We start from the raw sequence: 25,204 nt of genomic DNA on the forward strand, positions 1-25,204 counted from the left end.
GTCACGAGGTGCGCGGTCGGTACCGCGTGGCCACGGCTCCCGTACGGAAGGCGGTGTGCTGGACCGGTTCGAGTCCGACCTGCTGATGCAGGCCCGCGAGCAGGGTCGGTCCCCGCCCGGCGACGACGGGCTGCACGAGGAACTCGAACTCGTCGATGAGGCCGAGGTTCGCCAGCGCGGTCGGCAGGGTCACGCCGCCGACCCAGAGCCCGGCGCCCGGCTCGGCCTTCAGCCGCCGCACCGCCGTCTCGAGGTCGCCCGAGATCAGCTCGGCGTTCCAGTCGGGTGCCGCGAGGGTCGACGACACGACGAACTTGCGCGCGCCGTCGATGGCTTCGGCGAACCGGATCTCAGCGGCATCCATCCATTCGGGCCACTCGCCCGAAGCCGGCCGCCGCCAGGCAGCCGCCATCATCTCGTACGTCACCCGGCCGAGGAGCAGTGCATCGACTCCCGCCATCTGCGCCGTCCAGAAGTCCATCGACTCCTCGTCAGGCGGCAGCCCCGCTTCGTGGTGGCAGCAGCCGTCGAGCGTCACGTTGATCGAATACCGGAGAGGTCTCATGTCGCATCCCGCCTGCGGCGGATGACGCCGCGACGCCAGTCTGGACCTGCGGGCATCGATATGCGAGGAGTCCAGGCCAAGAGGATGGCGAAGACGACGCGTGTCGCGAGCAAGACCGCCCAGATGGCTTCCGCCGAGCCGGAACGCGTGACGGCGAGCAGCGTCAACCCGGGGCCGGCCACCGCCCCGTACGCGATGACGAGGGCGGGCAGCCCGGCCGCCGTCGACAGCGCGATCTTCCGGTAGGAGTAGAGGACGCCTGCCCACGGTTCGATGAGCAGCTGCACGGCCATCATCGCGATGACCAGCCAGCCGAGCTGGTCGAAGACCGGCAGAGCGAGGCGCGAGATCGTGAGCGCCACCGCGATCGCCGCGAGCAGGACGAAGCAGTTCGTCTGGACCGTCGACAGACGCATGGCGTCCGCGCGCTCGCGACCGCGCTCGGCGATGACGAATCTCGCGCCCACCACGCCGAACTGCTTCAGCGGGACGATGACCGAGCGCATCACGGCCACCGAGAGCGCGACGACAGCACCGTCTGCGGGGGAGTGCGCTGTGGCCACCAGGATCGCCGCGGTGAAGGTCACCAGGAAGACCAGCCCGTCGACCGACGCCGCGGCACGCTCGCCGAGCGAGCGGACCACCGCGACGGGGTGCGCGAGAGCTTCGCGCGTCGCCGCCGCGAACATGGGCCACGAGATCATGTCCGCCCGCGCGAGCTGAGATCCCCGTACCAGCGCCCCCAGGATCGACGCGACCGACGTCGTGGCCCCCACTGCCGCGACGGCAGCAAGCGGTGAGACGCCGAGCACGACGACGACCACCGCGACGGCCGCTTTCACGAGCGCCCCGGTCACCGCGGTGATCAGGTTCGTGCCGTCGCGGTGCAGCGCCTGGAACGCTCCGTTGAAGACGAAGCCGATCGGGGTGAGCACCGTCGCCGGGATGGTGGCAATCCAGTACGCGGCGAAGAACCCGCCCGCGTCCGAGCGGGAGAGCACCGGGCTGAGCAAGGCGATCGCGATCGATGCGAGCAGCAGGAGCATCGCTGCCCCGACGGCCCCCGTCAGCTCGCCCTGGAGGGAGCGTCCCGCCGTGCGTGCACGAATGGTGGTGACCACGAAACCGGATGCCACGACCGTCACGATCGCGGCGGTCGAACCGCCCAGGCCGATCGCCGCCTGCACGTCGTCGGAGTAGGCCGTCGCCATGATCAGCAGGATGACGACGCTGCCGATCCCCGGCAGGAACATCGAGGATGCCGCCAGCGCGGCACGCCCCAGATAGTCGCGCCTCATCATGGGGCTCCTGTCCACGCCTCGATCGAGGCGGCCACCCGATCCGAGGCGTCGAGACGCAGGGCGTGGAGGGGCGGGTACTCCTTCCAGCCGTGGTCCCCGAGCGCGGACACGGGAACTGAGCCCCGCCGGACTGTGATCGCGAAACTGTTCGACGCGTACATCACTTCCGCCTCGAGACGCTCGATTGCGCGTCGCAGCCGATGGTGCAGCTTGCGCTGGCGTGTACCCACATCGTGGGCGCGACGACGAAGGTTGTCGCCATCCATGAATGCGTCCCAGACGGCGCACTGGAACACATCGAGCTCCATCGGGTTCGGCATGACGTGCGGCCCGGGTCCGCCATCGAGCAGAACGCCGAGACGGATGCCGGCCAGGCCCAGCGATTTCGACGCGCTGACGATCACCGGCGCGTCGGACAGAGAAAGCAGGTGCTCGAGCCCGGCGACACCGACGGGGTCGAGCAGCGAGAACGTCGCGTCGATTACGCGCTCGGCGCCGGTGCCCTCCACTGCCCGGACGAGGTCACCGGCGGCTGCCGTCTCGACCGGCGACGACGGTGTCGTGATGACGACGAGGTCACCGCGGCGCGACCCCGCGAGATCGTCGAGGTCGGCGTACGTGAGGAGCGGGATGCGGCAGGATGACGCGACACGAGCGAATCCCGGGTACCCGTGCGCCGGGACCCACAGGCGTTCGGGCGCCCGGTGCTCGATCAGGCATTTCAGCGCGGCTTCCGCGCCGCGGTGGAGCGACCCGCGCCGGTCGCCCCCGGGGTCGAACCCGAGACGCTCCGCGAAGTCTTGGGCTGCTTGCCGTCCGTCGAGGCCGACGTAGGTGTTCCAGCACGAGAGGCGCACCCGCTCGAGGACCTCGGCTTTCCAGGCGCCATCGACATCACGGTCGTGCGTTGCGAACGACACCCGCGAGGGCGGGCGCAGCGCGTAGTCCGAATTCACGCGGCCAGGAGCATCTCGAGATCGTCGTGCGCGAGGATGCGCCATGGTGAGTCCGGCGGCAGTGCCGCCTCGGGCTGAGCGGATGCCGCGACTGCGTTGATCTCATCGAGCGTCATCCCGAGCTCGGAGAGCAGGAACCCGACCACTGTCCAGTGCTCCGCACGCTCCGGATCGAAAGGCCCGAAGCTGTGCACGTAGTCCGGGACCCAGCGGAGGAACTCGGCGACGAACTCCCGCTCTCCCGTCCGCGCGGCGTACGCTTCCGGCGTGATCGAGGCGTGGTGAATGTACCTGCCACCCGGCAGGGCTTCGCACAGGGCGAAATATGGGGCTGTCTGGACGATGAGCTCGTGCCAGACCTCGTCGACTTCCGGAGTGACGACTATTCGTCGCCCGCTGGTGCCCGACATGATCGCGAGATATTTCAGGCACTCGATGATATGTCGGTCGGTGCAGGCCAGTCCTTTTTCGTCGACACGGCTGCGAACCGTCTCGACATAGTTCCTCGTGAGCATGGGTCGTCTCTCCTTCACGTGCGGCACGGAGGGCGGCGGGTGCGCCTCTCGGTCCGCCCCGCCGCCCGGTGTGATCACTTCGGTTCGTCGATCACTGCGCAGCAGTCCATGTGCACCTGCTTCAGCTGATCCAGGTGTCGCGCTTCGATGAGGTCAGCGATGGCATCCATGCTCGCTCCTTTCTGCCGATATCCGGCCTCGAAGTTTCGGTAATAAGACGCACATTTTGCGCCCCGTGGTGCGGGAACTTACCGGTGTCGAGATATGCACTTAATGAGCCACTGGTGTTCTCGGCCACTATTGGCGGGTTTTCATCGTCAGTGGCGCCAGCTAGCGTCGAATGGGTGGATTTCCAGCGCGCCGCAGACCTCGCCATCGCCCTCGCCCGGGAGGTCGGTGACTTCGCCGTCGCAGAGCGGGCGACCGCTCGCGTCGAGGTGAAGGGTGCTGGCGCTGACCTCGTCACCCACGTCGATCGCGAGGCCGAGCGCCGGATCGTCGCGGCCCTCCGTCGCGAGTACCCGGAGCACGCGATCCTCGGCGAGGAAGGCGGCGAGCAGGGCGCGGAAGGCAGCGAGTGGCGCTGGCTGATCGACCCGCTCGACGGCACGCACAACTACGTCCTCGGGCTCGATGTCTACGGCGTCTGCATCACGCTGTGCCACCGCGAGCGACCGGTCATGGCTGTCGTGCACGATTCACCGCGCCACCGCACCTTCTGGGCTATCGAGGGCCGCGGGGCGTTCGCCGCCGACGCTTCGCCGGAAGCCGGAGCCGCGGCATCCCGCCTCGTCATCGACGCGGAGGACGAGCTCTCTCGTGCGACCATCGCTTTCACCCAGGGCTACGAGGTCGGCTACGACGACCCGTGGCGCAACGTGCTGTTCGACCGCCTCGAACGCGGCACGAAGCGGGTGCTGCGCAGCTGGGCTCCGTCGTCCGACTGGGCGCTGCTGGTCACCGGTGGTCTCGGCGCGTTCGTCGCCTATCGCAACGAGATCTGGGACCTGGTCGGCGGCGCGCTCATCGCGACGGAGGCGGGCGCGGCATCCTGGACCTCTGCAGACGGCGACGTGCTCGTCGTCGGCGGACCGGATGTCGTCACGGCGCTGCGCGAGCTCGTCACTCGCTGACCGGCACGACGATCGGCAGTTCGCGGACCGGCACGAGCACGATGTCCTGCACCTTCCAGTCGAGCTCGACGCAGCCTTCGCGCGCCGCTTCCAGCTCATCGAGACTCGGCATCCGCCCGTCCCGCGGCACGACGAACGACTCGACGTGGAACACATGGCCCTCGTCGCGCACCCGGCTGCCCGCGGCCGACACCCACGGCAGGCCGGCGAGGTACGCGTCGATCTCGCCCGCGAGAGGATGCGGCTCGGCGTCGTCGAAGGTCGTCGCCCGCGCATCCATGAGGTCGACGATCGCGGCCCGCAGGTTCTTCAGCCCGTCGCGCAGAATGCCCGCCGCGATGAACAGCGCCGCTGCCGCGTCGAGCCACCAGAGGCCGAGACCGATGCCGGTGACGCCGACGATCGAGCCGACGGCCGTCATCCAGTCGGCCTTGTTCATATCGGCATCCGCGTAGAGCACCTTGTTGTGCAGCTCGCGCGCCAGCTTGAGCTTCGCGCGCCCGAGGAGGACGGGCGGCACGGCGGTCATCGCCATGACGCCGATCATGAGCCACCCGAGCCAGATCGACGCGCCGAACAGCTCGACCGTCCCGATCGTCGGGTGCTCGCCGCTCAGCAGCCCGATCGCCGACTCGACGATCAGGTAGGTGCCCATCGTGGTCAAGGCGACGGCCGCCACCAGGTGGCCGACCCCGACCGAGCGGTGATAGCCGTACGGATGCTTGAGCGTCGGCCGGCGCCGGTTGACCCGGATCGCGATGAGGAAAGCCAGCGGCGGGATGAACGACAGCAGATCCTCGATCCACGCCGCCTTCATCGCCTGGGAATTGCCGAGCACGAGGAAGACGAGGGTCACCGTCACCGCGAGGAATCCGATCGTGACCCATTCGAGCCGCACGGCGCGACGCAGCACCTCGACCTGACGCTGCGGCAGCTCCGTCTGCCCGAATCGCACCTCCGACCGGTTCACAGCTCGCCCGCCTTCGCCCGCTCCGAGAGGAAGGTCTCGAGGCGCGAGAGGAACGCGTTCTCGCCGAGCGGCACGAGCATGACGACCTTGAGCGTGCTGCCGTCCTTCGCCGTGGCCTCGGCATACGGGCGCGTGACTCCCGCCTTGTCGGTCCAGGGCGTCTGGTCGGTGATGCCGCCCGCGATGAGGTCCAGCCCGCCGTCCTCGAGTTCGCGCACCAGTGCCTCCTCCGAGCCGACCGTCCATTCCACGTCGGCGTCGAGCGAGTCGGCGAACGCTCGGATCGCATCGGGCTCGCTGCCCTGCGGTTCGTCGCCGTCGACCTGCACCCATTCACCGTCGGGGGAGACCCCGGCCCGCAGTGTGCCGCCCTCGACCGTGGCGAGCGTGCCCGACGGGTCGGTGGGGATCGACAGCCCGCACCCCGTGAGCGCGAACGACGATGTCAGCAGCAACAGGACCGCGCCGACCGCTGCGGCGAGCCGGTGGTGCATGAGACCCTCCTCCGTGCGCGTTCGATCGATACATCCGATCTGCGTCATCACCCTGGCGTGCGCGCCGCGATCTCCGTAAGGGGGTTGCGTCCGTGTCGATAGGATGGGGTGCAATCCCTCCTCGACAGAAAGGGAGATCCGCATGCCGGGAATCGTCATCGTCGGCGTCCAGTGGGGCGACGAGGGCAAGGGCAAGGCCACCGACCTGTTGGGCGACCGCACCGACTGGGTCGTCAAGTTCAACGGCGGCAACAACGCCGGGCACACCGTCGTCATCGGTGACGAGAAGTATGCCCTGCACCTGCTGCCGAGCGGCATCCTCTCGCCGGGCGTCAACGCCGTCATCGGCAACGGCGTCGTCGTCGACCTCGAGGTGCTGTTCGCCGAGCTCGAGGCGCTGTCGGCGCGCGGGCTCGACATCTCCCGGCTCAAGGTGAGCGCCAACGCGCACCTCATCACGCAGTATCACCGCACGCTCGACAAGGTGACCGAGCGCTTCCTCGGCAAGCGTCAGATCGGCACCACCGGCCGCGGCATCGGGCCGGCCTACGCCGACAAGATCAACCGCGTCGGCATCCGCGTGCAGGACCTGTTCGACGAGAACATCCTGCGGCAGAAGGTCGAGGGCGCCCTCGACCAGAAGAACCACCTGCTGGTCAAGGTCTTTAACCGCCGCGCGATCACCGCCGACGAGATCGTCGAAGACCTGCTCTCGTACGCCGAACGCCTGCGCCCGATGGTCTGCGACACCGGCCTGCTGCTGAGCGAGGCGCTCGACAACGGCGACGTGGTCGTCTTCGAGGGCGGTCAGGCCACCATGCTCGACGTCGATCACGGCACGTACCCCTTCGTCACCTCGTCGTCGGCCACCGCCGGTGGTGCCGCGACCGGATCGGGCGTCGGTCCCAACCGCCTCGACCGCATCGTCGGAATCGTCAAGGCGTACACGACGCGCGTCGGCTCTGGTCCGTTCCCGACCGAGCTGTTCGACGAGAACGGCGACTTCCTCCGCTCGCGTGGCTTCGAGTTCGGCACGACGACCGGCCGCCCCCGCCGCGTCGGCTGGTACGACGCCCCGATCACGCGCTACGCGACGCGCATCAACGGCATCACCGACCTGGTGCTCACGAAGCTCGACATCCTCACGGGCCTCGACCGCATCCCGGTCTGCGTCGCCTACGACGTCGACGGCCAGCGATTCGACGAGGTGCCGGTCAACCAGTCCGACTTCCACCACGCCAAGCCGGTCCTCGAGTACTTCCCCGGGTGGAAGGAGGACATCTCGACGGCTCGCACGTTCGACGATCTCCCCACCGCGGCCCAGGAGTACGTCCTGGCGCTCGAGAAGATGAGCGGCACGCGCATCTCGGTGATCGGCGTCGGGCCCGCCCGCGACGCCGTGATCGTCCGCCACGACCTCGTCGACTGACGTGCGGCTGCTGCTCGGCGGCTACACCGCCGACATGGGCGGCGAGGCCGCGGGCATCGGCCTGCTGCACGCCGGCGATCCCGACGGCGCCACCGCCGACGGTCAGCTCTCGCTGCGGCCCGAGGTCGTCGCCGCGTCGTCGCCGTCGTGGGTGGCCCGCCATCCGCGCCGGGATGTCGTCTACGCCGCGCTCGAGTTCCGCGGCGAGGTGCAGGCCTACCGGCGCACCGGCCCCGACGCGTGGGCGCCGCTCGGGCGTCCCGTCCCGGCGGGCGAGGCCGTGTGCCACGTGGCCGTCGCGCCCGACGGAGCATCGCTCATCGCGAGCTGCTGGAGCGACGGACGTGTCGTCCGCATGAGCCTCGACGACGCCGGCATCCCGTCGGCTCCGGTGATCGCGCCAGCGGCCGTCGACCCGTACGGACCCGACGCCTCCGCCGAGCCGGCCGCAGAAGACCTCGACCTCGCCGCCGCCGCGCGGGCGCTTCGAGAGGCGGCCGGACCCGAGTTCGCGCACCTGGTGCCCGGCTCAGACGTGCCGGCGCCGCCGCATCCCGGTCCCGATCAGGATGCCGAGGCCGCACGCCCCTCGCGCTCGCACCAGGCGCGACACCTTCCGGGCGGTCTGATCGTGACGACCGACATGGGTCTCGACCTCGTGCGGTTCTGGCGTGACAACCCGCGGGGGCTCCGGCTCGTCCAGCAGGTCGCCCTGCCGCTCGGGAGCGGCCCCCGTCACACCCTCTGGCACCCGAGCGGCCACCTGTACGTGCTCACAGAGCTCTCTCGCGAGGTGTTCGTGCTGGGCGCCGACCGCGCCGGTGAATGGCGGATGCTGTCGGCGACGGGCCTCCTCGGAGCCCTCGACGACGACACGGCGGCCGAGATCGCCATGACACCCGACGGCGAGACCGTTTACGCGGGCGTCCGCGGCAGCAACACCCTCGGGGTGCTCCGCGTCCGCGGTGCCGGTGATCGACTCGAGCAGCTCGCGCTCGTCGATGCGGGGGTCGATTGGCCGCGCCACCACGTGGTCGTGCGCGACACCCTGCTCGTCGCGGGACAGCTCTCGAGCGAGGTGGTCTCGATGACGCGCGACCCGCGTACCGGGGTTCCCGGCCGCGTGCGCCATCGTGTAGCGGCCCCGAGCCCGACCTGCATCCTGCCGGTCGCGTGATCGCGTGCCCCCACCGCGGGGCTCAGTGCGGCAGCTTCTTCGCGTCCTGACGCGGGATGACGATCTGGTTGATGATGAGCAGGATCGACGCCGTGACCGGGATCGCGACGAGCGCGCCCAGCAGGCCCAGAAGGGTGCCGCCGACGAGCGCTCCGATGACCACGAGCGACCCCGGGACCGACACCGTCCGGTTCATGACGCGCGGCGTCAGGACGTATGCCTCGACCTGCATGTAGAGCAGGTAGGCCGCGGCGAAGATGATCGCCGGCAGTGGGGCGGTCGGGTTCGTCAGCAGCGTGATGACCGAGGCGCCCACCCAGAAGATCACGGTTCCGACGAGCGGGATGAGCGTGATCGCGAATGCGAGCACGGCCATCAGCGCCGCGAACGGAACCCCGAGGATCGTCAGCAGAATGAACGCGAAGGTCGCGTTCATGAGCGCGAGTACCACCATGCCCGAGAGGTAGCCACCGATCGACTCGGTGATCTGCCGGGTCATGTCGGCGACGGTCGCGCGCGAACGCGCGGGCGAGATGCGAACGAGCGCGTTCTTCATGCGGGGCAGCGATGCGAGGAAGTACAGGCTCAGCACCAGCACGATGATCGAACCCGAGATGGCCGTGACGACGTTCACGCCGACCTGCAGCAGACCCCCGCCGATCGCCGCGATGTTCGACGGATTGGTCACGAAGCTCTGCACCTCGTTGAGCACGTCGCTCAGGCTGTCGCCGAAGGTGCTCTCCAACCAGCGCACGGTGTCGCTGCGCAACATGTCGTTGACGATCGACGGCACGTCCTTCGCGAACTGTTCGACCTGGCGGACGACCGGCGGCAGGACGACCCACAGGATGCCGGCGATGATGAGCGCGAGCGCGGCGAACGTGATGACGATGCCCCAGGCGCGCGGGATGCCGCGCCGCACGAGGAACCGCACCACGGGGTCGAGCGCCAGGGCGACGAACAGTGCGATCGCGACGTAGATGAGAACCGTCGACAGGCTGGAGACCGCCAGCCCCAGGACGATCGCCGCGAGGGCTCCCAGCGCCAGGAAGAAGCCGGCCGCGAACGGCCGGGACAGCGCGCCCCAGATGGGCTGATCACGCGTGGCCGGCCCGGCCACCGGAGCGGAGGGCGCCGCGGCAGCTGGGCTGTTCGAGCGAGGCTTCGTCATGGTCACACTCTAGGCGCGGGGTTCACGGCTCGCGGTGGGGTCGCGAGCGCCTGCCGAGCAGATAGGGTCGGCGAGGGAAGGAGCCACCATGACCGACGCCACGACCGAACTCCACCGACTGCGGGCGAGCATCGACAACATCGACGCCGCGCTCGTCTTCATGCTGGCCGAGCGGTTCCGCTGCACGAAGCAGGTCGGTGAGCTCAAGGCGACTCACGGCATGCCCGCCTCCGACCCCGGCCGGGAGGAGCGGCAGATCGCTCGCCTGCGGCGTCTCGCCGAAGAGGCCGACCTCGACCCCGAGTTCGCCCAGAAGTGGTTCGGGTTCGTCGTCGCCGAGGTCATCCGGCATCACCGCATCGCGGCCGAGGACATCGCGGACTGAGGCTCAGTCGCTTCGACGACACCTGCGCGTGCGCGCGCGAATATCGGAATGGCCGATCAGAGGTCAAATCCCGAATCCGATTTGCGACTGACCCCCGAACGTGAAACGTTGGATGAGGCCCGCCGCGGGCCACTACCCGACCAGTCCGCGGTCGCTGGTGGCAACCCTGGGGGTGCCAGACCGGCGAACGTATGGTCGGCGGCCTGTGCTCGTGGATCCGACATCCGCAGCCGAGACGCCGTCGCGAGACGCGCGCCAGGAGGTCGCCACCCGGGCGTAACCGATGCAGCCTGCACCGGCTGCCGAGGTGACCTGTGACCAGTCCGTCTTCTCCGGGGGAAGCGACTTCCCCCGCTCTGGAAGCCAAGAATCTCTACAAGGTCTTCGGGCGCAACCCGAAGTCCGTCGTCGAGAAGCTCCGGGCCGGAGCCCAGCGCAACGAGATCGCCGACGCCGGGACCGCCGCCGTCATCGATGCCTCCTTCACCGTCCAGCCCGGTGAGATCTTCGTCATCATGGGCCTCTCCGGCTCGGGCAAGTCGACTCTGATCCGCATGCTCAACGGGCTGCACGACGCCACCGCCGGAACGATCACGGTGAAGGGCGACTCGATCACCGACGTCGCCCCCGCTCGCCTGCGCAGCATCCGTCGAGAGCGCATCGCGATGGTCTTCCAGCACTTCGCGCTGCTTCCCCATCGCAGCGTCGCCGCGAACGTCGCTTACCCGCTCGAGCTGCGCGGCGTCGGGAAGACCGAGCGCCTCGCGAAGGCCGAGGAGATCCTCTCCCTCGTCGGACTCGAGGGCTGGGGCGACAAGCTCCCGTCCGCCCTCTCCGGCGGGATGCAGCAGCGTGTCGGCATCGCTCGCGCGCTCGCCGCCGACAGCGACATCCTGCTCATGGACGAGGCGTTCAGCGCACTCGACCCGCTCATCCGCCGCGAGATGCAGGAGCAGCTGCTCGAACTGCAGCAGAAGCTTCAGAAGACGATCATCTTCATCACGCACGACCTCAACGAGGCCATGTTCCTCGGCGACCGCATCGCGGTCATGCGTGACGGCCGCATCGTGCAGATCGGCACGCCCGAAGACATCCTCACCGACCCGGCCAACGACTACGTCGAGCAGTTCGTGCAGGACGTCGACCGTGCCCGTGTGCTGACGGCCGCGAACGTCATGGAGCGGCCGCGTCCCGTCGTCGCCGAGTCCGCCGGACCGCGCGTCGCCCTCAAGCAGATGCGGGATGCCTTCATGTCGGCCGCCTACGTCGTGGGCCGCGACCGCAAGCTGCTGGGTGTCGTCACCGACCGCGACGCCGTCAAGCTCGTCCGCCGCGGCGAGTCGGCGCTGTCGTCGGTCATCAAGCCCGCGCCGCAGACCGTGAGCCAGGACGAGGTCCTCATGAACCTCTTCGTCCCGGCCGTCGAGTCGCCGCTGCCGCTCGCCGTCACCGATGCGGACGGGCGCCTCGTCGGCGTCATCCCCCGCATCACCCTGCTCGCCGCCCTCGGCCCCGGCCCCGGCGCGACGGAGGAGATCACGATCCCGCTGCAGCCGATGCCGCAGGCCGCGATCGACGAGGTGCTCGCGGAGGCGACCGCCGTCGACGGCGCCGCTCTCCAGAACGGGGAGGTGCGCTGATGGATGGTTTCCGCATTCCGCTCGGCCAGTGGGCCGAGGTCGGGGTTCACTGGATCCGCGACAACGTCTCGTGGCTGCTCGGCGCGATCTCCACCGCCGTCGGCTGGCTCGTCGGCTCGCTCGCCGACCTGCTGCTGAGCGCCCCGATCGTCGTCGTCATCGTCGTCGCAGCACTGCTCGGCTGGTTCCTGCGGTCGTGGAAGTTCGCGATCGGCACCGCGATCTCGTTCGCGATCATCCTCGGCGTCGGACAGTGGGTCACCGCGATGCAGACGCTCGCGCTCGTCGTCATCGCGACGGTCATCGCCGTCGTCATCGCTGTGCCACTCGGCATCCTCGCCGCCCGCAGCGACCGCTTCAGCGCGGTGATCAAGCCCGTGCTCGACCTCATGCAGGCGATGCCCGGGTTCGTGTACCTGATCCCCGCGATCGTGTTCTTCAGCATCGGCTTCGTACCGGGTCTGGTCGCGACCGTGATCTTCGCGCTTCCCCCGGGCGTGCGCCTGACCGAGCTCGGTATCCGCAGCGTCGATTCCGAGACGGTCGAGGCCGGGCACGCATTCGGCGCCACGCCGGGGCAGATCCTGCGCGGCGTGCAGCTGCCGCTCGCCATGCCGACGATCATGACCGGCGTCAACCAGGTGATCATGCTCGCGCTCTCGATGGCCGTCATCGCCGGTATCGCTGGTGCGCCCGGGCTCGGCAAGGAGATCGTCCAGGCGATGTCGACCGTCAACATCGGCACCGGTGTCGAGGCGGGCCTCAGCGTCGTCATCCTCGCGATCTACCTCGATCGCCTGACCTCCGCCCTCGGCGACATGAAGGGCCAGAAGGGGTCGATCCTCGGCGTGATCGGCCGTCGCCGGACAGCCGCGGCCGCCGCTACTGCCGCGGAGAAGCGCGAGCTCGCCCCCGCCGCCTGACCCCGCGGCATCCGAACGTATCCTCCCTGCACCACCCATACGGAACGAAATGAATCCATACGGAAGGCACACGATGAACAAGCGACACCTCACCGGGATCGTGGCGCTCGGCGCCGCGGCATCCCTCGCCCTGGCCGGCTGCGCGAGCGGTAACCAGGCCGAAGGCGGCTCTGGCGAGAACGGCGACAGCAAGGGAACCATCACGCTGGGCTACCTGCCCTCGTGGACCGACGGCCTCAGCACCGCGTACCTGCTCGAGAACCAGCTCGAGCAGCTCGGCTACACCGTCGAGATGCAGGAGCTCACCGAGGCGGGCCCGCTCTACGCCGGTCTCGCGCAGGGCGACGTCGACATCTACCCGTCGGCCTGGCCCGAGCTCACCCACGCCTCGTACATGGAGCGCTACGGCGACCAGATCGACGACCTCGGCGCGTACTACGACAACGCCAAGCTCACAATCGCGGTGCCCGAGTACGTCGACATCACCTCGATCGAGGACCTCGCCGCCAACGCCGACCGCTTCGGCGGCCAGATCTACGGCATCGAGCCGGGCGCGGGTCTGACCAAGCAGACGCAGGAGTCGATGATCCCCGAGTACGGCCTCGACGGCACGTACGAGCTCGTCACCTCGTCGACCGCGGCGATGCTCACCGAGCTCGACACCGCGATCGCGGCGCAGCGCGACATCGTCGTGACCTCGTGGCGTCCGTTCTGGGCCAACGAGCGCTACGGCCTCAAGGACCTCGAAGACCCGCGCGGTGCGATGGGCGACACCGAGGCGCTGCACTTCCTCGCCACGTCCGGCTTCGCCGACGAGCACCCCGAGGCGGCTGAGCTGATCGGAAAGATCAAGCTGGACGACGAGCAGTACGCGGCGCTCGAGGACATGGTCGTCAACCAGTACGGCGAGGGCAAGGAAGCCGAGGCGATCACCGCCTGGCTCGAGGAGTACGGCAGCCAGGTCGACGGCCTCCAGACCAGCTGATCCCGTCTGACGGACAACGAAACCCCCCGGGGCCTCCCCGGGGGGTTTCGTGCGTCAGGATGCCGTCGGCGGCAGCTGCAGGGCAGCTTTCTCGGCCAGACGCTCCATCGCGGCATCCGACACCGCGATGAGCCCGTCGAGCTCGGCTCGCACGCGCTCGTACGCCGTTCGGCGCTCGGCGGGCGTGGCAGCTTCGTCCACCGCGACGTTGAGCAGACGCTTGGCCGTGTCGAGTCGGCGGCGCTCCGGCTCGCTGAAGGCCCGATCGCGCTGACGGCGGGCGTCGCGTTCCGCGACGTCGAAGGCGACCTCGGCGTCGGTGAGCGCATCGCGGTAGGCCGTCAGGTCGGCGGAACCGATGCGCGCCGACGTCGTCGGTGGGCGCAGGCCGTCAGCGACCTTCTTCGCGCGCAGGAACGCGGCGGTGAGCGGTTGCCGTCCGTCGCTCATGGCCGGGAAGGCGATGAGCTTCGCGACATCGAGTTCGTACTCGAGCCAGCGGTGCGTCAGGTCGTCATGGGCGTCGAAGAGCTGTTGCAGGCGAGCGCCGGTGCTCAGCTGTTCGTCATCCGCGGCGACCGGCGACGCGTCGCCGGCTCGGACGGCACCGGAGCGCATGATGCTCTTCGCCTCGGCCTTGGCGCGGATGATCTCGAGACGGCGCTTGTGCCGTCGCCGCGCGGACTGTTCGAGAGCCTTCGCCGCGCCGCCGGCTGCGGGTCCGATGATGAAGATCAGCCACCAGTAGTTGCCGGCGAACTGCCACAGTCCGGACCAGAATCCATCCACACCGCCATGCTAGCCCCGGGGCGCTGTGTCACTCGGGTGATGAGGGACGCCGGGGGCGGTCGGGGCGATCGCGCCGCATCCGGTTCCACATCTCGGTCGACCGGGTGATGGCGCGCTGGGCGTTGTCGAGAAGGTCCTGCGCGACCTCCGCCCAATCGGCCGGACGGTCGTCGAGCTCGGGCAGCTCGCGCGGCGTGCCCTGCCGGGCGGCGCGCTCCGCGGCGTCGAACGCCTGGGTCGCCCGACGGACCGCTTCGCGGTAGGCGCTGTAATCGGCCGGGGACATGCGGACATCGCGCGAGGCGGGTCGCAGCCACGACGCCTGCTGGTGCTCGCGAAGGAAGAGGTCCATCGGCGGCCAGCGGGCATCGAGCATCATGGGGAACCCGATCGCCTTCGCGGCATCCGTCTCGTAGTCCATCCACCGCGCCAGAAGCACGTCGTGCTCGGCCATCAGCCGGGCCAGCGGCATCCGGTCGACCTCCTTGCGCGAGGTCGGCATCATCGCTCGCGCCGCCTGCACGCCCGCGCGGCGCGCCTTCAGCTCGGCCACGGCGGCGCGCGCCTGACGCTCAGCGATCTGCAGGCGGCGACGGGCCTCCGGCACCGCTCCGGCTGTCGCGCGCGGGGTCGCCTTCTCGGCCTGGGCGCGCATCAGTTCCGCGCGGGCCACCTTCAGCTGCGCGCGAGCGTGCGTCACAGCCTGTTGCGCCCGGCGCAGGTCGAGCTGCGCGGCATCGAGCTCGAGGCGACGCTGCGACGGTCGTCCCCGGCGCAGGCCGGCCCAGCCGAGGGCGCCCGCGCTGGCTCCCGCCGGCGCGATCCACCACCACTCGGCCGCGAGCATGAGGATCGGATCCACCCCTTCAGCCTACGCACCTCGCCGAGTCCCGTCTTCGTCCCGGCTGGGGATACACCTGTCGGATCGGTGGTGCTGGTGCGCGGTCGAACCGGCTGTGAGGCCACACCAGCCCCACGGGTCCTGCAGCTGTATCAGCCGAAGAGCAGCGCGAAGACGGTGGAGCCGCCGCCGACGAGGATGAGCGAGACGATCGCGACCCACGCGGTCACGCGCATGCGACGCGAGCGTCCGCGCGCGAAGCCGGCGTACTCGTCGTCCTCACCCGGCGGCGTCAGGTCGCGCCCGCTCATGACGCGCTCATGACGTCGGCACCTCGTCGACGATCTCGCCGAAGGCGGCGGGCAGCGTCGCGCGCGACGTGGCGCGGATCTCGGCGACGGGCACCGAGAACAGACCCTGGACGTCGAGCACGGACTCGACGCCCTCGGCGGCATCCGTCACGCCGATGCGGATGACGGGGTAGTTGCGTCCCTCGCAGAGCCCGCGGAACTTGACGTCCTCCTCGCGTGGCACCGACACGATCACGCGGCCGGTCGACTCGCTGAACAGCGCGGTCGCGACGTCGACGCCGTCGCGCTCGACGATCTCGCTGAGCCAGACGCGTGCGCCGACGCCGAAGCGGGTCGTCGCTTCGGCGAGGGCTTGGCCGAGGCCGCCGGTCGACAGGTCGTGCGCGGCCGAGATGAGTCCCTGCTGCGAGGCGGCCTGGATGAGGCCGGCCAGACGCTTCTCGGCGGCGAGGTCGACCTTCGGGGGCCGTCCGCCGAGGTGGCCGTGGATGGTGTCGGCCCACGCCGAGCCGTCGAGCTCCTCGGCGGTCGTGCCGAGCAGGTATATGTTTTCGCCGGCGTCCTGCCAGCCCGACGGGATGCGGCGGGCGACATCGTCGACGATGCCGAGCACACCGACCACCGGGGTCGGGAAGATCGGCTGGTCGCCGGTCTGGTTGTAGAACGAGACGTTGCCGCCCGTGACGGGCACGCCGAGCTCGAGGCAGGCGTCGGAGAGGCCGTCGACGGCCTGACCGAACTGCCACATCACCTCGGGGTTCTCGGGGCTGCCGAAGTTGAGGCAGTCGGTGACTGCGGTGGGGTTCGCGCCGGTGACGGCGACGTTGCGGTACGCCTCGGCGAGGGCGAGCTGGGCGCCGGCGTACGGGTCGAGCTGGCAGTAGCGGCCGTTGCAGTCGGTCGCGATCGCGAAGCCGAGGCCCGACTCTTCGTCGACGCGGATCATGCCGGCGTCGTCGGGGAAGCTCAGCGCCGTGTTGCCGAGCACGTAGTAGTCGTACTGGTTCGTGATCCACGAGGTGTCGGCGAGGTTCGGGCTCGCCACGAGCTGCAGGAACTCGTCGCGCAGCGCGTCGCCGTCGGTGGCACGGGGGAGGGATGCCGCCGAGTCGGCCTGCAGGCCGTCGATCCAGGTCGGGTAGGCGACCGGGCGGTCGTAGACGGGGCCGTCGACCGCGACGGTCGAGGGGTCGACGTCGACGATCTGCTCGCCGTGCCAGAAGATCTGCAGGCGGCCGTCGCCGGTCACCTCGCCGAGCACGCTCGTCTCGACATCCCATTTGCCGACCACCGCGAGGAAGGCGTCGAGCTTCTCGGGCGCGACGATCGCCATCATCCGCTCCTGGCTCTCGCTCATGAGGATCTCCTCGGGCGTGAGCGAGGGGTCGCGCAGCAGCACGTTCTCGAGGTCGACCCGCATGCCCGAGCCGCCGTTGGCGGCGAGCTCGCTCGTGGCGCACGAGATGCCCGCGGCCCCGAGGTCCTGGATGGCCTCGACGAGCTCGCCCGCGTACAGCTCGAGGCAGCACTCGATCAGCACTTTCTCGGCGAACGGGTCGCCGACCTGCACCGCGGGGCGCTTGGTGGGTCCGCCGTCGGCGAAGGTGTCGGACGCGAGGATCGAGGCGCCGCCGATGCCGTCGCCGCCCGTGCGGGCTCCGAACAGCACGACCTTATTGCCGGCGCCGGTGGCGTTGGCCAGCTTGATGTCCTCGTGGCGCATGACGCCCACTGCGAGGGCGTTGACGAGCGGGTTGCCCTGGTAGACCGAGTCGAAGACCGTCTCGCCGCCGATGTTCGGGAGGCCGAGGCAGTTTCCGTAGAACGAGATGCCGCTCACGACGCCGTGCACGACGCGGGCGGTGTCGGGGTGGTCGATGGCGCCGAAGCGCAGCTGATCCATGACTGCGACGGGGCGCGCGCCCATCGAGAGGATGTCGCGGACGATGCCGCCGACGCCGGTCGCGGCGCCCTGGAACGGCTCGATGTAGCTGGGGTGGTTGTGCGACTCGACCTTGAAGGTCACCGCCCAGCCCTCGCCGACGTCGACGACGCCCGCGTTCTGACCCATGCCGACCATGAGGCGGGTCTTCATCTCGTCGGAGACCTTCTGGCCGAAGCGGCGCAGGTAGTTCTTGCTCGACTTGTAGGAGCAGTGCTCGCTCCACATGACCGAGTACATCGCCAGCTCGCCCGAAGTGGGACGTCGGCCGAGGATCTCGCGGATCTTCGCGTACTCGTCGGGCTTGAGGCCCAGGGCTCCGTAGGGCTGATCACGCTCCGGAGTGGCGGTGGCGTTCTCGACGGTATCTGCGACAGGGGTGCTCACGCGGCTGGACTCCAGGACTCGGGATGCCGGACGCGATCAGTCTAGTTGGGGGGTCAGGGGTTGTACGCGCCGAAGAGGCCGGTGCCGTGCTCGACCAGGGCGTCGTAGGCCTCGCCGTATGTGGATGGCAACGTGCTGCCGGGGTCGAATCGGGCGGCCAGGAGCCCGAGCAGTCCGCGCGCCGGTGGGGTGAGCGGGCGCTTGTGGTGCTTCTCGTCGGGGGCCTTGGCCGTGCCCTTCTCGGGATTGGGTGGCACATACAGCGACTGCGGCTGCGGCCAGGTGTAGGGCTGGCGCGGCGTCGTGAGGTTGACCGCGTTGAAGATCGGGTTGGCGGTCTCGTCCCGGACGTTGAGCGGCCGCAGCCCGTGCAGTCGGCACAGGGTGTTGGTCACCGAGCCGTGGTGCATCTCGTCGTGGATCACTGTTCCCGCGGCGGTGTACGCGCTCACCACGATGGCCGGCACCCGCAGACCGAGGCGATCGAACGTGAAGCCCATCTCACCGGGCCCGCTCGCGTCGGGCGGCGCTGCCGACGGCGGGGCGACGTGATCGAAGGTGCCGCCGTGCTCGTCGAAGGTGATGACGAGCGCGGTGTTCATGGCGTTCGAGCCGGAGGTCGACGCACTCGTGCGGATCGCGTCGTAGACGTCCTGCGCGAGCTTGTCGCCGGCGCGGACATCGCTGTCGGCGCTGTTGGCGATGCGGATGCGGCTGCCGTCGGGCAACTCGAGCTCGCCCTCGCGGGTCGCGCCCCATGGTGGGTGCATGTCGTTGTGGTTGAAGACCATCCGCGGCTCGATGAACGCGTAGTCGGGCAGCTCGCCGTTCGCGGCATCCTCGTAGAACTGCTCCATGACGCGGAAGTTCGTCTTCCAGTAGCGCTCGAGTACGGGCGCGTGGAGCATGCCGGTGAGCGAGACGAGCTGCGTCGCGTCGTAGTAGACGCGCCACGACAGGCCGGCGTCTTCGAGCCGGTTGAAGATCGTGGGTGCCGCGGGGGCGTCGATCCACTTGTCGTAGTTGTCGCCGGTGTGGTTGACGACGTAGCCGTGCGAGGTCGAGGCGTGGAAGAAGCTACGGTTGCAGAACGTCTGCGACGGCACCCCGGCGAACCAGCGGTCGTAGACCGCGAACTCGCGGGCGAGGGTCGACACCACCGGCAGCATCTCGGGCGCGAAGCCGCCCATCGCCGTCGTGTACTCATCAGCGGTCGGCTCGCGCTTCTTGGCGAGGCGGTAGTTGACGATGTAGTCGTGCACGAAGCCGTCGTTACGCGGTGCGCTCCCGGCGGCGGGTGCGTTGTACGGCGGCTGCAGTCCGTTGCGGGCGATGTCGGCGTTGGCGGGCGGGTCGATCGTCCCGAACAGCTGGGTGTTGACGTGGGGGTAGGTCTCGCCGGGGTCGGGCTGCGGCTGCTGCATGATGTGGTCGGTCGCGCCCGTGTATACGTGCGCGGGCACGGCCGTGCCGTCGGGTGCGGTGTTGGCGTAGTCGCCCTGCAGGATGCCGTCGAACTCGGCCGCGCTCTTCTCATCGGCCGTGTAGAGGTGGCCGAGCAGGTTGTCGAAGCTGCGGTTCTCGAACATGAGCACCACGACGTGGTCGAACCCGGCAACGCTGCGCGCCGCGAGGGGCGCGAACTCGGGCGGGTGCGCGGTCATCGCCGCCGTCACCGCGGCACCGGCTGAGCCCCCGATCGCGAGGCCCGCGGCTCCCAGGCCCGCGCGGCGGAGGAAGTCGCGGCGCGACGGGCGTCGGCTGGCCCAGGAGGCGTCGGTCTCATCGCGATCCGCGTCGGCCATGGGTCCCCTCCCTCGGTCCTCGGCGATCAGGCTACTCTCACACCATGGACGACGGCCTGCGTTTCGATCGAGGAGCCCGGTACGGTGCCGCGATCGTCGCGGCGATGTTCGCGACCTACCTCGCCGTCGCTTCCGACTTCTCCGCGATCGTGCAAGCCGAGATGTACGCCGGCACCATCACCAACGACATGCCGTACGTCGACACGCTCCAGTTCGTGCTCGTGGTCGCGACCCTCGTCGTCGCGTTCGCCCTGCTGCCCACCTCGGCCATGCGTCGCGTGGGCGGCGTGACCGTCGCGTGCGTCGCGCTGTTCCTGTGGGCCACCTTCGGGTTGCTGCGCGGTGCGGGCCACCTCGCACACCTCGACCCGCTGTGGGAGGTCGTGCTCAACCAGGGGTTCATCGCGCTGCTCGCCGGGGTGGGCGGCTGGGTGATCGCGCGGGGGCGGCATCCGCTGTCGTGGGTCGTCGTCGTCATCGCGCTCGTGCCGCCCATCGTCGGTCCGCGGCTGGTCGAGGCGAACGTCACGAGCGGCGGCTACGCGCTGGCGATGCAGGGCATCGTCGTCGTCGGAGGGTTGGCCGCGGTGTGGGCGGCGGCGGGCGTCGACCGGTGGGCGCGTCGGCGCTTCAGTGGTCGGGATGCAGCGACGCGTCGGCGGGTACGCTCCGCCACGACACGAATCGAACCGTGAGACCGGCGCGCGTCGGCGCGCAGCAGAACGGCCCGGCCGCGACCTCCGCCCGAGGATCGAGCGGCGCCACCCGGACGAGCCGCCAGTCCTCCTCGTCGACGCGGGCCCTGATCGTGACGGCGTCGCCCGACCTGCTCGCGCGCACGGTGACGACGCGACCAGCCCAGTCGGCTACGGGCGAGAGCGACCAGTCCGACATCCCGCGGGTCACCACCGCGCCCAGACTGTCGGCGCCGTCGCTGTGCTCGATCCCGGCCTTGATCCACGTCTCGTCGTCGACGCGCAGGAAGACGCCTGCCTGATCGAACTGCGCGGCGAAGTCGAGGACGAACGCTACTTCGACGGCGGTGTCGGGCTGCATCGGGGCGAGCAGAGCGTGTTCGTCGTCGTGGACGAACCCATACGACGTCACGCGCCAGGCATCGCTCCCCTCGCGTGCCGTCACGAACAGGTCGTCGCCGTCGAGCGCCGTCTCGGCGGGCTCGTTCGTCCACGAGCCCGCGGACCAGTCGATGTCGGTCATGCGATTCCTCTCGGGTCAGTCGCGCAGCTGGGCCAGCAGGGCGGCGTGGTCGGTGGTGCCGGCGAAATCGGTGATTCGCCCTCCCGTCAGCCGCAGGAATTCGAACTCCGCGACATTGACGTGACGTCGGGTGGGCCGGATACCGCGGAACGGGCCGGTGTGCGTGCCGCTGGCGCGCACATGCGCGGCGATGCGGTCGTCCTCCACGACGAGCTGGATGCGGCGCACCTGCCAATCGGGAAAGGCATCGAGCACCTCGACGACGTCGGTCATCCAGGCGTCGGCTCCGCCCGGCAGGTGCGCTCGCCGGACGTTCGGGTCGATGAACGAGCGAATGGCGTCGAGGTCGTGGCGGTTGCAGGCTTCCAGGTAATCGGCGTACCAGGCGTGCATCTCCCACGGCTCCACCTGCCCATTATCGGCGGGTGGTGACCAGGTACCGCACCGTCAGCGCGACGCTACGGCGTTCTCGTAGGCCCGCATGGCGGCATCCTGTGCGTCCGCGAGCGCTTCCTCGGCGGTCTTGTCGCCGAGGAGGGCCGCCGTCACCGCGTTGTTCAGCTCGTTCTGGATGTCCTGCCCGGCGGGGGAGGACCCGAACGAGGTGCCGTAATCGACCACGTCGTAGTAGGTCGCGACGACCTGGTCGAAACCCTCGTTGCCCGACGGCGTGACCCACTTCTCGCGGATCTCCTGGTCGGGCTGCGGCGATCCCGTGAACAGGCCGGTGTTGGCGCCGCCGTCGGCGGCACGCGTCGCAGCGCGTGCTTCGCCCGCCGCGTTCCACGCCTCGCCGCTCGTCAGAGCCGAGACCCACGCGCAGGCCGCGCCGGGGTTCTTCGCTCCGGCCGGGATGACGAAAGCCTGGCCGCCGGACACCGAGAACGGCTCACCGTCGCTGTCGCGGAACGGCACCGCCTCGATGTCGATCTGCTCGAGGTAGGGCGAGAGGACGTTCGGGTACCACTGCGCGTTGACCTGCGCACCGACCTGATCGGTGACGTACTGGTTCGCATCGCCGAACGTGTCGAACGCGTCGGTGAAGCTCTTCACCTGCGCGAACCCGCCCTGCGCGTCGTTGATCCGCTGCAGCAGCTCCATGCCCGCGAGGTTGCTCGGGTCGTCGAGGGTCGGCACGCCGTCGTCATCGGTGAGCTGGCCGCCCGCGCCGAGGATCCACAGCGCGGACTGACCGGTCGACACCGGGTCGAGGCCCAGCCGCGTCGGAACGCCGCCGGATTCCTGGTACATCTTCTCGATGGCGGCCAGCAAGACGTCGGGCTGCGAGGTGTCGATCTCGTCCGCCGTCACGCCCGCGGCGTCCATCACCCGCTTGTTGAGGATGATGGCCGGTGGCTGGTAGAACTGCGGCGCACCCCACACCTGATCCTCGTAGCGCACGTCGTCGACGACCGACTCGTACCACCGGTCGTCCGCGTCGACGTCCTGTGCCTCGAAGCAGCTGTCGAGGGGCATGATGAGGCCCTGTGCCGCGTACTGCGTGACGTAGCGGCGATCCATCTGCACGACGTCGGGCACGTCGCCGCTCGCGATGCGGGTCGTGAACTTCTGCGAGTCGAAGGCCGTGGCATCCAGCTGCACCTCGACATCCGACAGCTGCTCCGCCGCATAGTCGAGTCGCGCGGTGCCGACGTCGTCGGCGTTTTCGAAGCCCCACGCCGCGAGGGTTCCGGTGGGCGTCGCCGAGAAGTCGACGTCTTCCGCGGTGCCGGCGTCGTTGCTGCATCCCGCCAGCACGATGACGGATGCCGCGGCCACCGCGGTCGTTCCGATCAGTCGATTGCGCATGTGATTCCTCCTGTCGTGGTCCCGCGCGAGCACGCGGATCATCCCTTGCGGCCCTGGGTGGCGACGCCTTCGATGAAGTAGCGCTGCCCGAAGGCGAAGAGGATGAGCATGGGCAGCGTGACGATGAGCGAGGCCACCATCACGTACTGGTAGTCGCCCTGGCCGCCGGCGGTAGGGCTGTACTTGGTCATCGCGTAGGCGATGCCGAGCGGTGCGGTGAACTCGTCGACCGAGCCGGCGTTGAGGTAGATGAGCGCGGACTGCAGGTTGTTCCAGCTCGCCTGGAACTCGAACAGGAACACGATCACGAACGAGGGCACCGACAACGGCATCGCGATGCGCCAGAAGAGCCCCCAGTAGCTGGCGCCGTCGATGCGCGCCGCCTCGAAGAGCTCGCGCGGCAGGCCGAGGAAGAACTGGCGCTGCAGGAAGATGTAGAACGCCGACCCGAAAAGGTTCGCGCCCCATAGCGGGACCCAGGTGCCGAGCAGGCCCGTCTCTTTCCAGATCAGGTAGACCGGGATCATCGTCACGGCGCCGGGGAGCATCATCGTGGCGAGCACCAGTCCGAACAGGAGCTTGCGTCCGGGGAAGGAGAAGTAGGCGAACCCGAACGCGACGATCGAGCTCGAGATCGACACCGCCGTCGCCGCCAGCAGCGCGATCGCGACGCTGTTGAACATCCAGCTGAGCAGGGGGAGCTGGTTCCACACCTCGGCGTAGTTCTCGGGCACGAAGGTCTGCGGGATGAGGCGGTTGTCGAACACTTCGCCGCGGGGCTTGAAGCTCGCCGCGAGCAGCCACGCGAACGGGTACAGGAACAGCAGGGCGAAGCCCGTCGAGATCGCCGCGAGCGTGACGCGGCCGGCGACGGTCTTCGGGGTGCGGAACCTCGTCGCCATCAGCGGTCGCCCTCGTAGTAGACGAAGCGGTTGCCGAACTTCACCTGGATGACCGTGACGGCCATGATGATGACGAACAGCAGCCAGGCCATGGCCGCCGCGAACCCGAAGTTGAACTGCCGGAACGCCTGCTGGAACAGATAGATGGCGTAGAACAGCGACGCCTCGGGCGACGCGTTGCTCTGATCCCGCCAGAAGAGCAGATACGCCTGGTCGAAGACCTGGAAGGCTGCGATCGACAGCACGATGACGTTGAAGAACATCGCGCCCGAGATCATCGGCAGCGTGATGGAGAAGAACTTCCGCACCGGGCCGGCGCCGTCGAGGGATGCCACCTCGTACAACTCGACGGGGACGTTCTTCAGCGCGGCGAGGAAGATCACCATCGTGCCGCTGACGGTCCACAGCGCCATGATCACGATGCTGGGTTTCACCCACGCCGGGTCGACGAGCCATTGGGGACCCTGGATGCCGATGGCGGCGAGCCCCTGGTTGATCGCGCCGGAGTTGCCGTTGAGCAGGAGGAAGAACACCGCGGCCGTCGCGACCGCCGGCGTCATCTTCGGCAGGTAGTAGAGCGTGCGGAAGATCCCCGCGCCGCGACCCATCCGGTTCAGCAGCAGCGCGAGCACGAGCGCGAACATGATCTCGAGCGGCACGGCCATGACGGCGTAGAACAGCGTGTTAGCCAGCGATACGGCCACGCGGGGGTCTTCGAAGAGCCGGGCGTAGTTGTCGAAGCCGATGGGGCGTGACGAGTTCGTGGCGAGGTTGTAGCTGCTGAACGAGATGTACAGGCTGTAGATCATCGCCCCGACGGTGAAGACGAGGAATCCGATGATCCACGGCGTCAGGAAGAGGTAGCCCGCGAGCGCTTCGCGCTTGTTGTACTTCTGCCGGATGCGCCCCGGCCGTGTGGCGCCGACCGTCGTCGGTCGCGCGCGAGCGGTACTGCTTATGTCGTCCTCCAGGCCTCGAACCCGCAGGACCTGATGGATGCCGTCCTGTGGGGCCGAAGCTAGAAGAAGCGAGAAGCGGTTCCCCAGTGGCTTGACACGGCGGCATCCCTCGGGCAGTGCTCGCCGGGCAGCCCCGATCAGGCTGGCGTGGTCACAGCGACGAGGAGATGCCTGCGTGCTGGTTCATCTCCGCGACGAAGCTGGTCCCCGTTGCGACCACCTCGACCTTGAAGCCCGCCGCATTCTCGAGCCAGCCGGCGTAGTGCTGCGGGCCGCCGGCGTGCGGGTAGCGCTCCTGGTACAGCGGCATCCAGCCCGCGGCCGGGGCGTCGGCCATGATCGCATCGACCTCGGCGGCGGAGCCGCCGTGGAAGGCCAGATGATTCAGGCCCGGCCGCCGACGGTCGTGCTCGGCGCCGACCGTGTTCGGTGAGGTGGTGAGCGTCAGGTAGGCCCCGCCCGCCGCCCACGACTCGCCCTGCGGCCACGTGCTCTCGAGGTCGAAGCCGACCCGCCGAAGCAGCCAGCCCCAGTCGGAGCGTGCGCTCTCGATGTCGCTGACCCAGAGCTCGACGTGATGGAAACCTGCCATGGGTC

Annotated in this window: 26 protein-coding genes; 8 read left to right on the forward strand and 18 right to left on the reverse strand. The window is 69.2% G+C overall.

The window, feature by feature from the left end; genetic code table 11:
- Nucleotide 1: 1 nt before the first annotated feature.
- Genes P6897_RS00805 through P6897_RS00820 form a run of 4 tightly spaced genes read right to left on the reverse strand, consistent with a single transcriptional unit; the run spans nucleotide 2 to nucleotide 3,337 of the window.
- Nucleotides 2-565, reverse strand: a complete 564-nt coding sequence (locus tag P6897_RS00805) for a dihydrofolate reductase family protein (protein WP_274178066.1) — start codon at nucleotides 563-565, stop codon at nucleotides 2-4.
- Nucleotides 562-1,866: a hypothetical protein gene (locus tag P6897_RS00810; RefSeq protein WP_282501804.1), complete on the reverse strand. Its 1,305-nt coding sequence runs from the start codon at nucleotides 1,864-1,866 to the stop codon at nucleotides 562-564. Before P6897_RS00810 ends, P6897_RS00805 begins: the two co-directional genes overlap by 4 nt.
- Complete coding sequence (locus tag P6897_RS00815) at nucleotides 1,863-2,822, reverse strand: aminotransferase class I/II-fold pyridoxal phosphate-dependent enzyme (protein WP_282501805.1); 960 nt, start codon at nucleotides 2,820-2,822, stop codon at nucleotides 1,863-1,865. The genes P6897_RS00810 and P6897_RS00815 overlap by 4 nt, the downstream gene beginning before the upstream one ends.
- Nucleotides 2,819-3,337, reverse strand: a complete 519-nt coding sequence (locus P6897_RS00820; RefSeq protein ID WP_282501806.1) for a hypothetical protein — start codon at nucleotides 3,335-3,337, stop codon at nucleotides 2,819-2,821. The genes P6897_RS00815 and P6897_RS00820 overlap by 4 nt, the downstream gene beginning before the upstream one ends.
- A 344-nt stretch (nucleotides 3,338-3,681) precedes the next feature.
- On the opposite strand from P6897_RS00820, the gene P6897_RS00825 reads away from it, so the two are divergent.
- Entirely contained in the window at nucleotides 3,682-4,470 is a 789-nt protein-coding gene (locus tag P6897_RS00825; RefSeq protein WP_282501807.1) for an inositol monophosphatase family protein, read from the forward strand.
- Here P6897_RS00825 and P6897_RS00830 read toward each other — a convergent pair.
- Nucleotides 4,460-5,440, reverse strand: a complete 981-nt coding sequence (locus P6897_RS00830) for a cation transporter (protein ID WP_258524586.1) — start codon at nucleotides 5,438-5,440, stop codon at nucleotides 4,460-4,462. The two genes, P6897_RS00825 and P6897_RS00830, sit on opposite strands and share 11 nt — an antisense overlap.
- Nucleotides 5,437-5,934: a transporter substrate-binding domain-containing protein gene (locus P6897_RS00835; RefSeq protein WP_274178069.1), complete on the reverse strand. Its 498-nt coding sequence runs from the start codon at nucleotides 5,932-5,934 to the stop codon at nucleotides 5,437-5,439. The genes P6897_RS00830 and P6897_RS00835 overlap by 4 nt, the downstream gene beginning before the upstream one ends.
- 142 nt (nucleotides 5,935-6,076) lie before the next feature.
- On the opposite strand from P6897_RS00835, the gene P6897_RS00840 reads away from it, so the two are divergent.
- The gene (locus P6897_RS00840; protein ID WP_114588888.1) at nucleotides 6,077-7,363 is read left to right on the forward strand and encodes an adenylosuccinate synthase; all 1,287 of its coding nucleotides are present in this window, start codon (nucleotides 6,077-6,079) and stop codon (nucleotides 7,361-7,363) included.
- Between the two features lies 1 nt (nucleotide 7,364).
- Nucleotides 7,365-8,540, forward strand: coding sequence for a beta-propeller fold lactonase family protein (locus tag P6897_RS00845; protein ID WP_274178071.1), 1,176 nt, complete (start codon nucleotides 7,365-7,367; stop codon nucleotides 8,538-8,540).
- Between the two features lie 22 nt (nucleotides 8,541-8,562).
- On the opposite strand, the gene P6897_RS00850 is transcribed toward P6897_RS00845, so the two are convergent.
- Entirely contained in the window at nucleotides 8,563-9,711 is a 1,149-nt protein-coding gene (locus tag P6897_RS00850) for an AI-2E family transporter (RefSeq protein WP_282501808.1), read from the reverse strand.
- A gap of 88 nt (nucleotides 9,712-9,799) precedes the next feature.
- On the opposite strand from P6897_RS00850, the gene P6897_RS00855 reads away from it, so the two are divergent.
- The 4 genes from P6897_RS00855 (at nucleotide 9,800) to P6897_RS00870 (ending at nucleotide 13,644) form a co-directional block, all read left to right on the forward strand.
- Complete coding sequence (locus tag P6897_RS00855) at nucleotides 9,800-10,096, forward strand: chorismate mutase (protein ID WP_023953263.1); 297 nt, start codon at nucleotides 9,800-9,802, stop codon at nucleotides 10,094-10,096.
- Between the two features lie 314 nt (nucleotides 10,097-10,410).
- A complete protein-coding gene (locus P6897_RS00860; protein ID WP_269266842.1) occupies nucleotides 10,411-11,736 on the forward strand; it encodes a glycine betaine/L-proline ABC transporter ATP-binding protein in 1,326 nt (441 codons plus the stop codon).
- Nucleotides 11,736-12,659, forward strand: coding sequence for an ABC transporter permease subunit (locus tag P6897_RS00865; protein ID WP_282501809.1), 924 nt, complete (start codon nucleotides 11,736-11,738; stop codon nucleotides 12,657-12,659). Before P6897_RS00860 ends, P6897_RS00865 begins: the two co-directional genes overlap by 1 nt.
- A 73-nt stretch (nucleotides 12,660-12,732) precedes the next feature.
- Nucleotides 12,733-13,644: a glycine betaine ABC transporter substrate-binding protein gene (locus tag P6897_RS00870; RefSeq protein WP_120263833.1), complete on the forward strand. Its 912-nt coding sequence runs from the start codon at nucleotides 12,733-12,735 to the stop codon at nucleotides 13,642-13,644.
- A 54-nt stretch (nucleotides 13,645-13,698) separates the two neighbouring features.
- Here P6897_RS00870 and P6897_RS00875 read toward each other — a convergent pair whose 3' ends face one another.
- From P6897_RS00875 to P6897_RS00895, 5 genes are all read right to left on the reverse strand, one after another.
- Nucleotides 13,699-14,433 (reverse strand): hypothetical protein, encoded by a 735-nt coding sequence (locus P6897_RS00875; RefSeq protein WP_269266844.1) that lies wholly within the window; start codon nucleotides 14,431-14,433, stop codon nucleotides 13,699-13,701.
- 28 nt (nucleotides 14,434-14,461) lie between these two features.
- The gene (locus P6897_RS00880; RefSeq protein WP_282501810.1) at nucleotides 14,462-15,295 is read right to left on the reverse strand and encodes a hypothetical protein; all 834 of its coding nucleotides are present in this window, start codon (nucleotides 15,293-15,295) and stop codon (nucleotides 14,462-14,464) included.
- A 131-nt stretch (nucleotides 15,296-15,426) separates the two neighbouring features.
- Nucleotides 15,427-15,585: a hypothetical protein gene (locus tag P6897_RS00885; protein WP_162815495.1), complete on the reverse strand. Its 159-nt coding sequence runs from the start codon at nucleotides 15,583-15,585 to the stop codon at nucleotides 15,427-15,429.
- Between the two features lie 7 nt (nucleotides 15,586-15,592).
- A complete protein-coding gene (purL, locus tag P6897_RS00890; protein ID WP_282501811.1) occupies nucleotides 15,593-17,914 on the reverse strand; it encodes a phosphoribosylformylglycinamidine synthase subunit PurL in 2,322 nt (773 codons plus the stop codon).
- A gap of 53 nt (nucleotides 17,915-17,967) precedes the next feature.
- Nucleotides 17,968-19,719 (reverse strand): alkaline phosphatase family protein, encoded by a 1,752-nt coding sequence (locus tag P6897_RS00895; protein ID WP_274178077.1) that lies wholly within the window; start codon nucleotides 19,717-19,719, stop codon nucleotides 17,968-17,970.
- Between the two features lie 44 nt (nucleotides 19,720-19,763).
- Between P6897_RS00895 and P6897_RS00900 the strand changes: the two genes are divergently transcribed.
- Entirely contained in the window at nucleotides 19,764-20,414 is a 651-nt protein-coding gene (locus P6897_RS00900; protein ID WP_274178078.1) for a hypothetical protein, read from the forward strand.
- Here P6897_RS00900 and P6897_RS00905 read toward each other — a convergent pair.
- From P6897_RS00905 to P6897_RS00930, 6 genes are all read right to left on the reverse strand, one after another.
- The gene (locus tag P6897_RS00905; protein WP_282501812.1) at nucleotides 20,350-20,937 is read right to left on the reverse strand and encodes a DUF1349 domain-containing protein; all 588 of its coding nucleotides are present in this window, start codon (nucleotides 20,935-20,937) and stop codon (nucleotides 20,350-20,352) included. The genes P6897_RS00900 and P6897_RS00905 overlap by 65 nt on opposite strands.
- Nucleotides 20,938-20,952: 15 nt before the next feature.
- Nucleotides 20,953-21,345, reverse strand: a complete 393-nt coding sequence (locus tag P6897_RS00910) for an ester cyclase (protein ID WP_114588899.1) — start codon at nucleotides 21,343-21,345, stop codon at nucleotides 20,953-20,955.
- Between the two features lie 39 nt (nucleotides 21,346-21,384).
- Nucleotides 21,385-22,746: an extracellular solute-binding protein gene (locus P6897_RS00915; protein ID WP_274178080.1), complete on the reverse strand. Its 1,362-nt coding sequence runs from the start codon at nucleotides 22,744-22,746 to the stop codon at nucleotides 21,385-21,387.
- A 38-nt stretch (nucleotides 22,747-22,784) separates the two neighbouring features.
- The gene (locus tag P6897_RS00920; RefSeq protein WP_023953243.1) at nucleotides 22,785-23,648 is read right to left on the reverse strand and encodes a carbohydrate ABC transporter permease; all 864 of its coding nucleotides are present in this window, start codon (nucleotides 23,646-23,648) and stop codon (nucleotides 22,785-22,787) included.
- Nucleotides 23,648-24,457 (reverse strand): sugar ABC transporter permease, encoded by an 810-nt coding sequence (locus tag P6897_RS00925; protein WP_282501813.1) that lies wholly within the window; start codon nucleotides 24,455-24,457, stop codon nucleotides 23,648-23,650. Before P6897_RS00925 ends, P6897_RS00920 begins: the two co-directional genes overlap by 1 nt.
- A 301-nt stretch (nucleotides 24,458-24,758) precedes the next feature.
- Complete coding sequence (locus P6897_RS00930) at nucleotides 24,759-25,199, reverse strand: VOC family protein (protein WP_114588904.1); 441 nt, start codon at nucleotides 25,197-25,199, stop codon at nucleotides 24,759-24,761.
- Nucleotides 25,200-25,204: the final 5 nt, after the last annotated feature.

Source organism: Microbacterium sp. BDGP8 (assembly GCF_029991045.1).
Lineage (GTDB): Bacteria > Actinomycetota > Actinomycetes > Actinomycetales > Microbacteriaceae > Microbacterium > Microbacterium plantarum.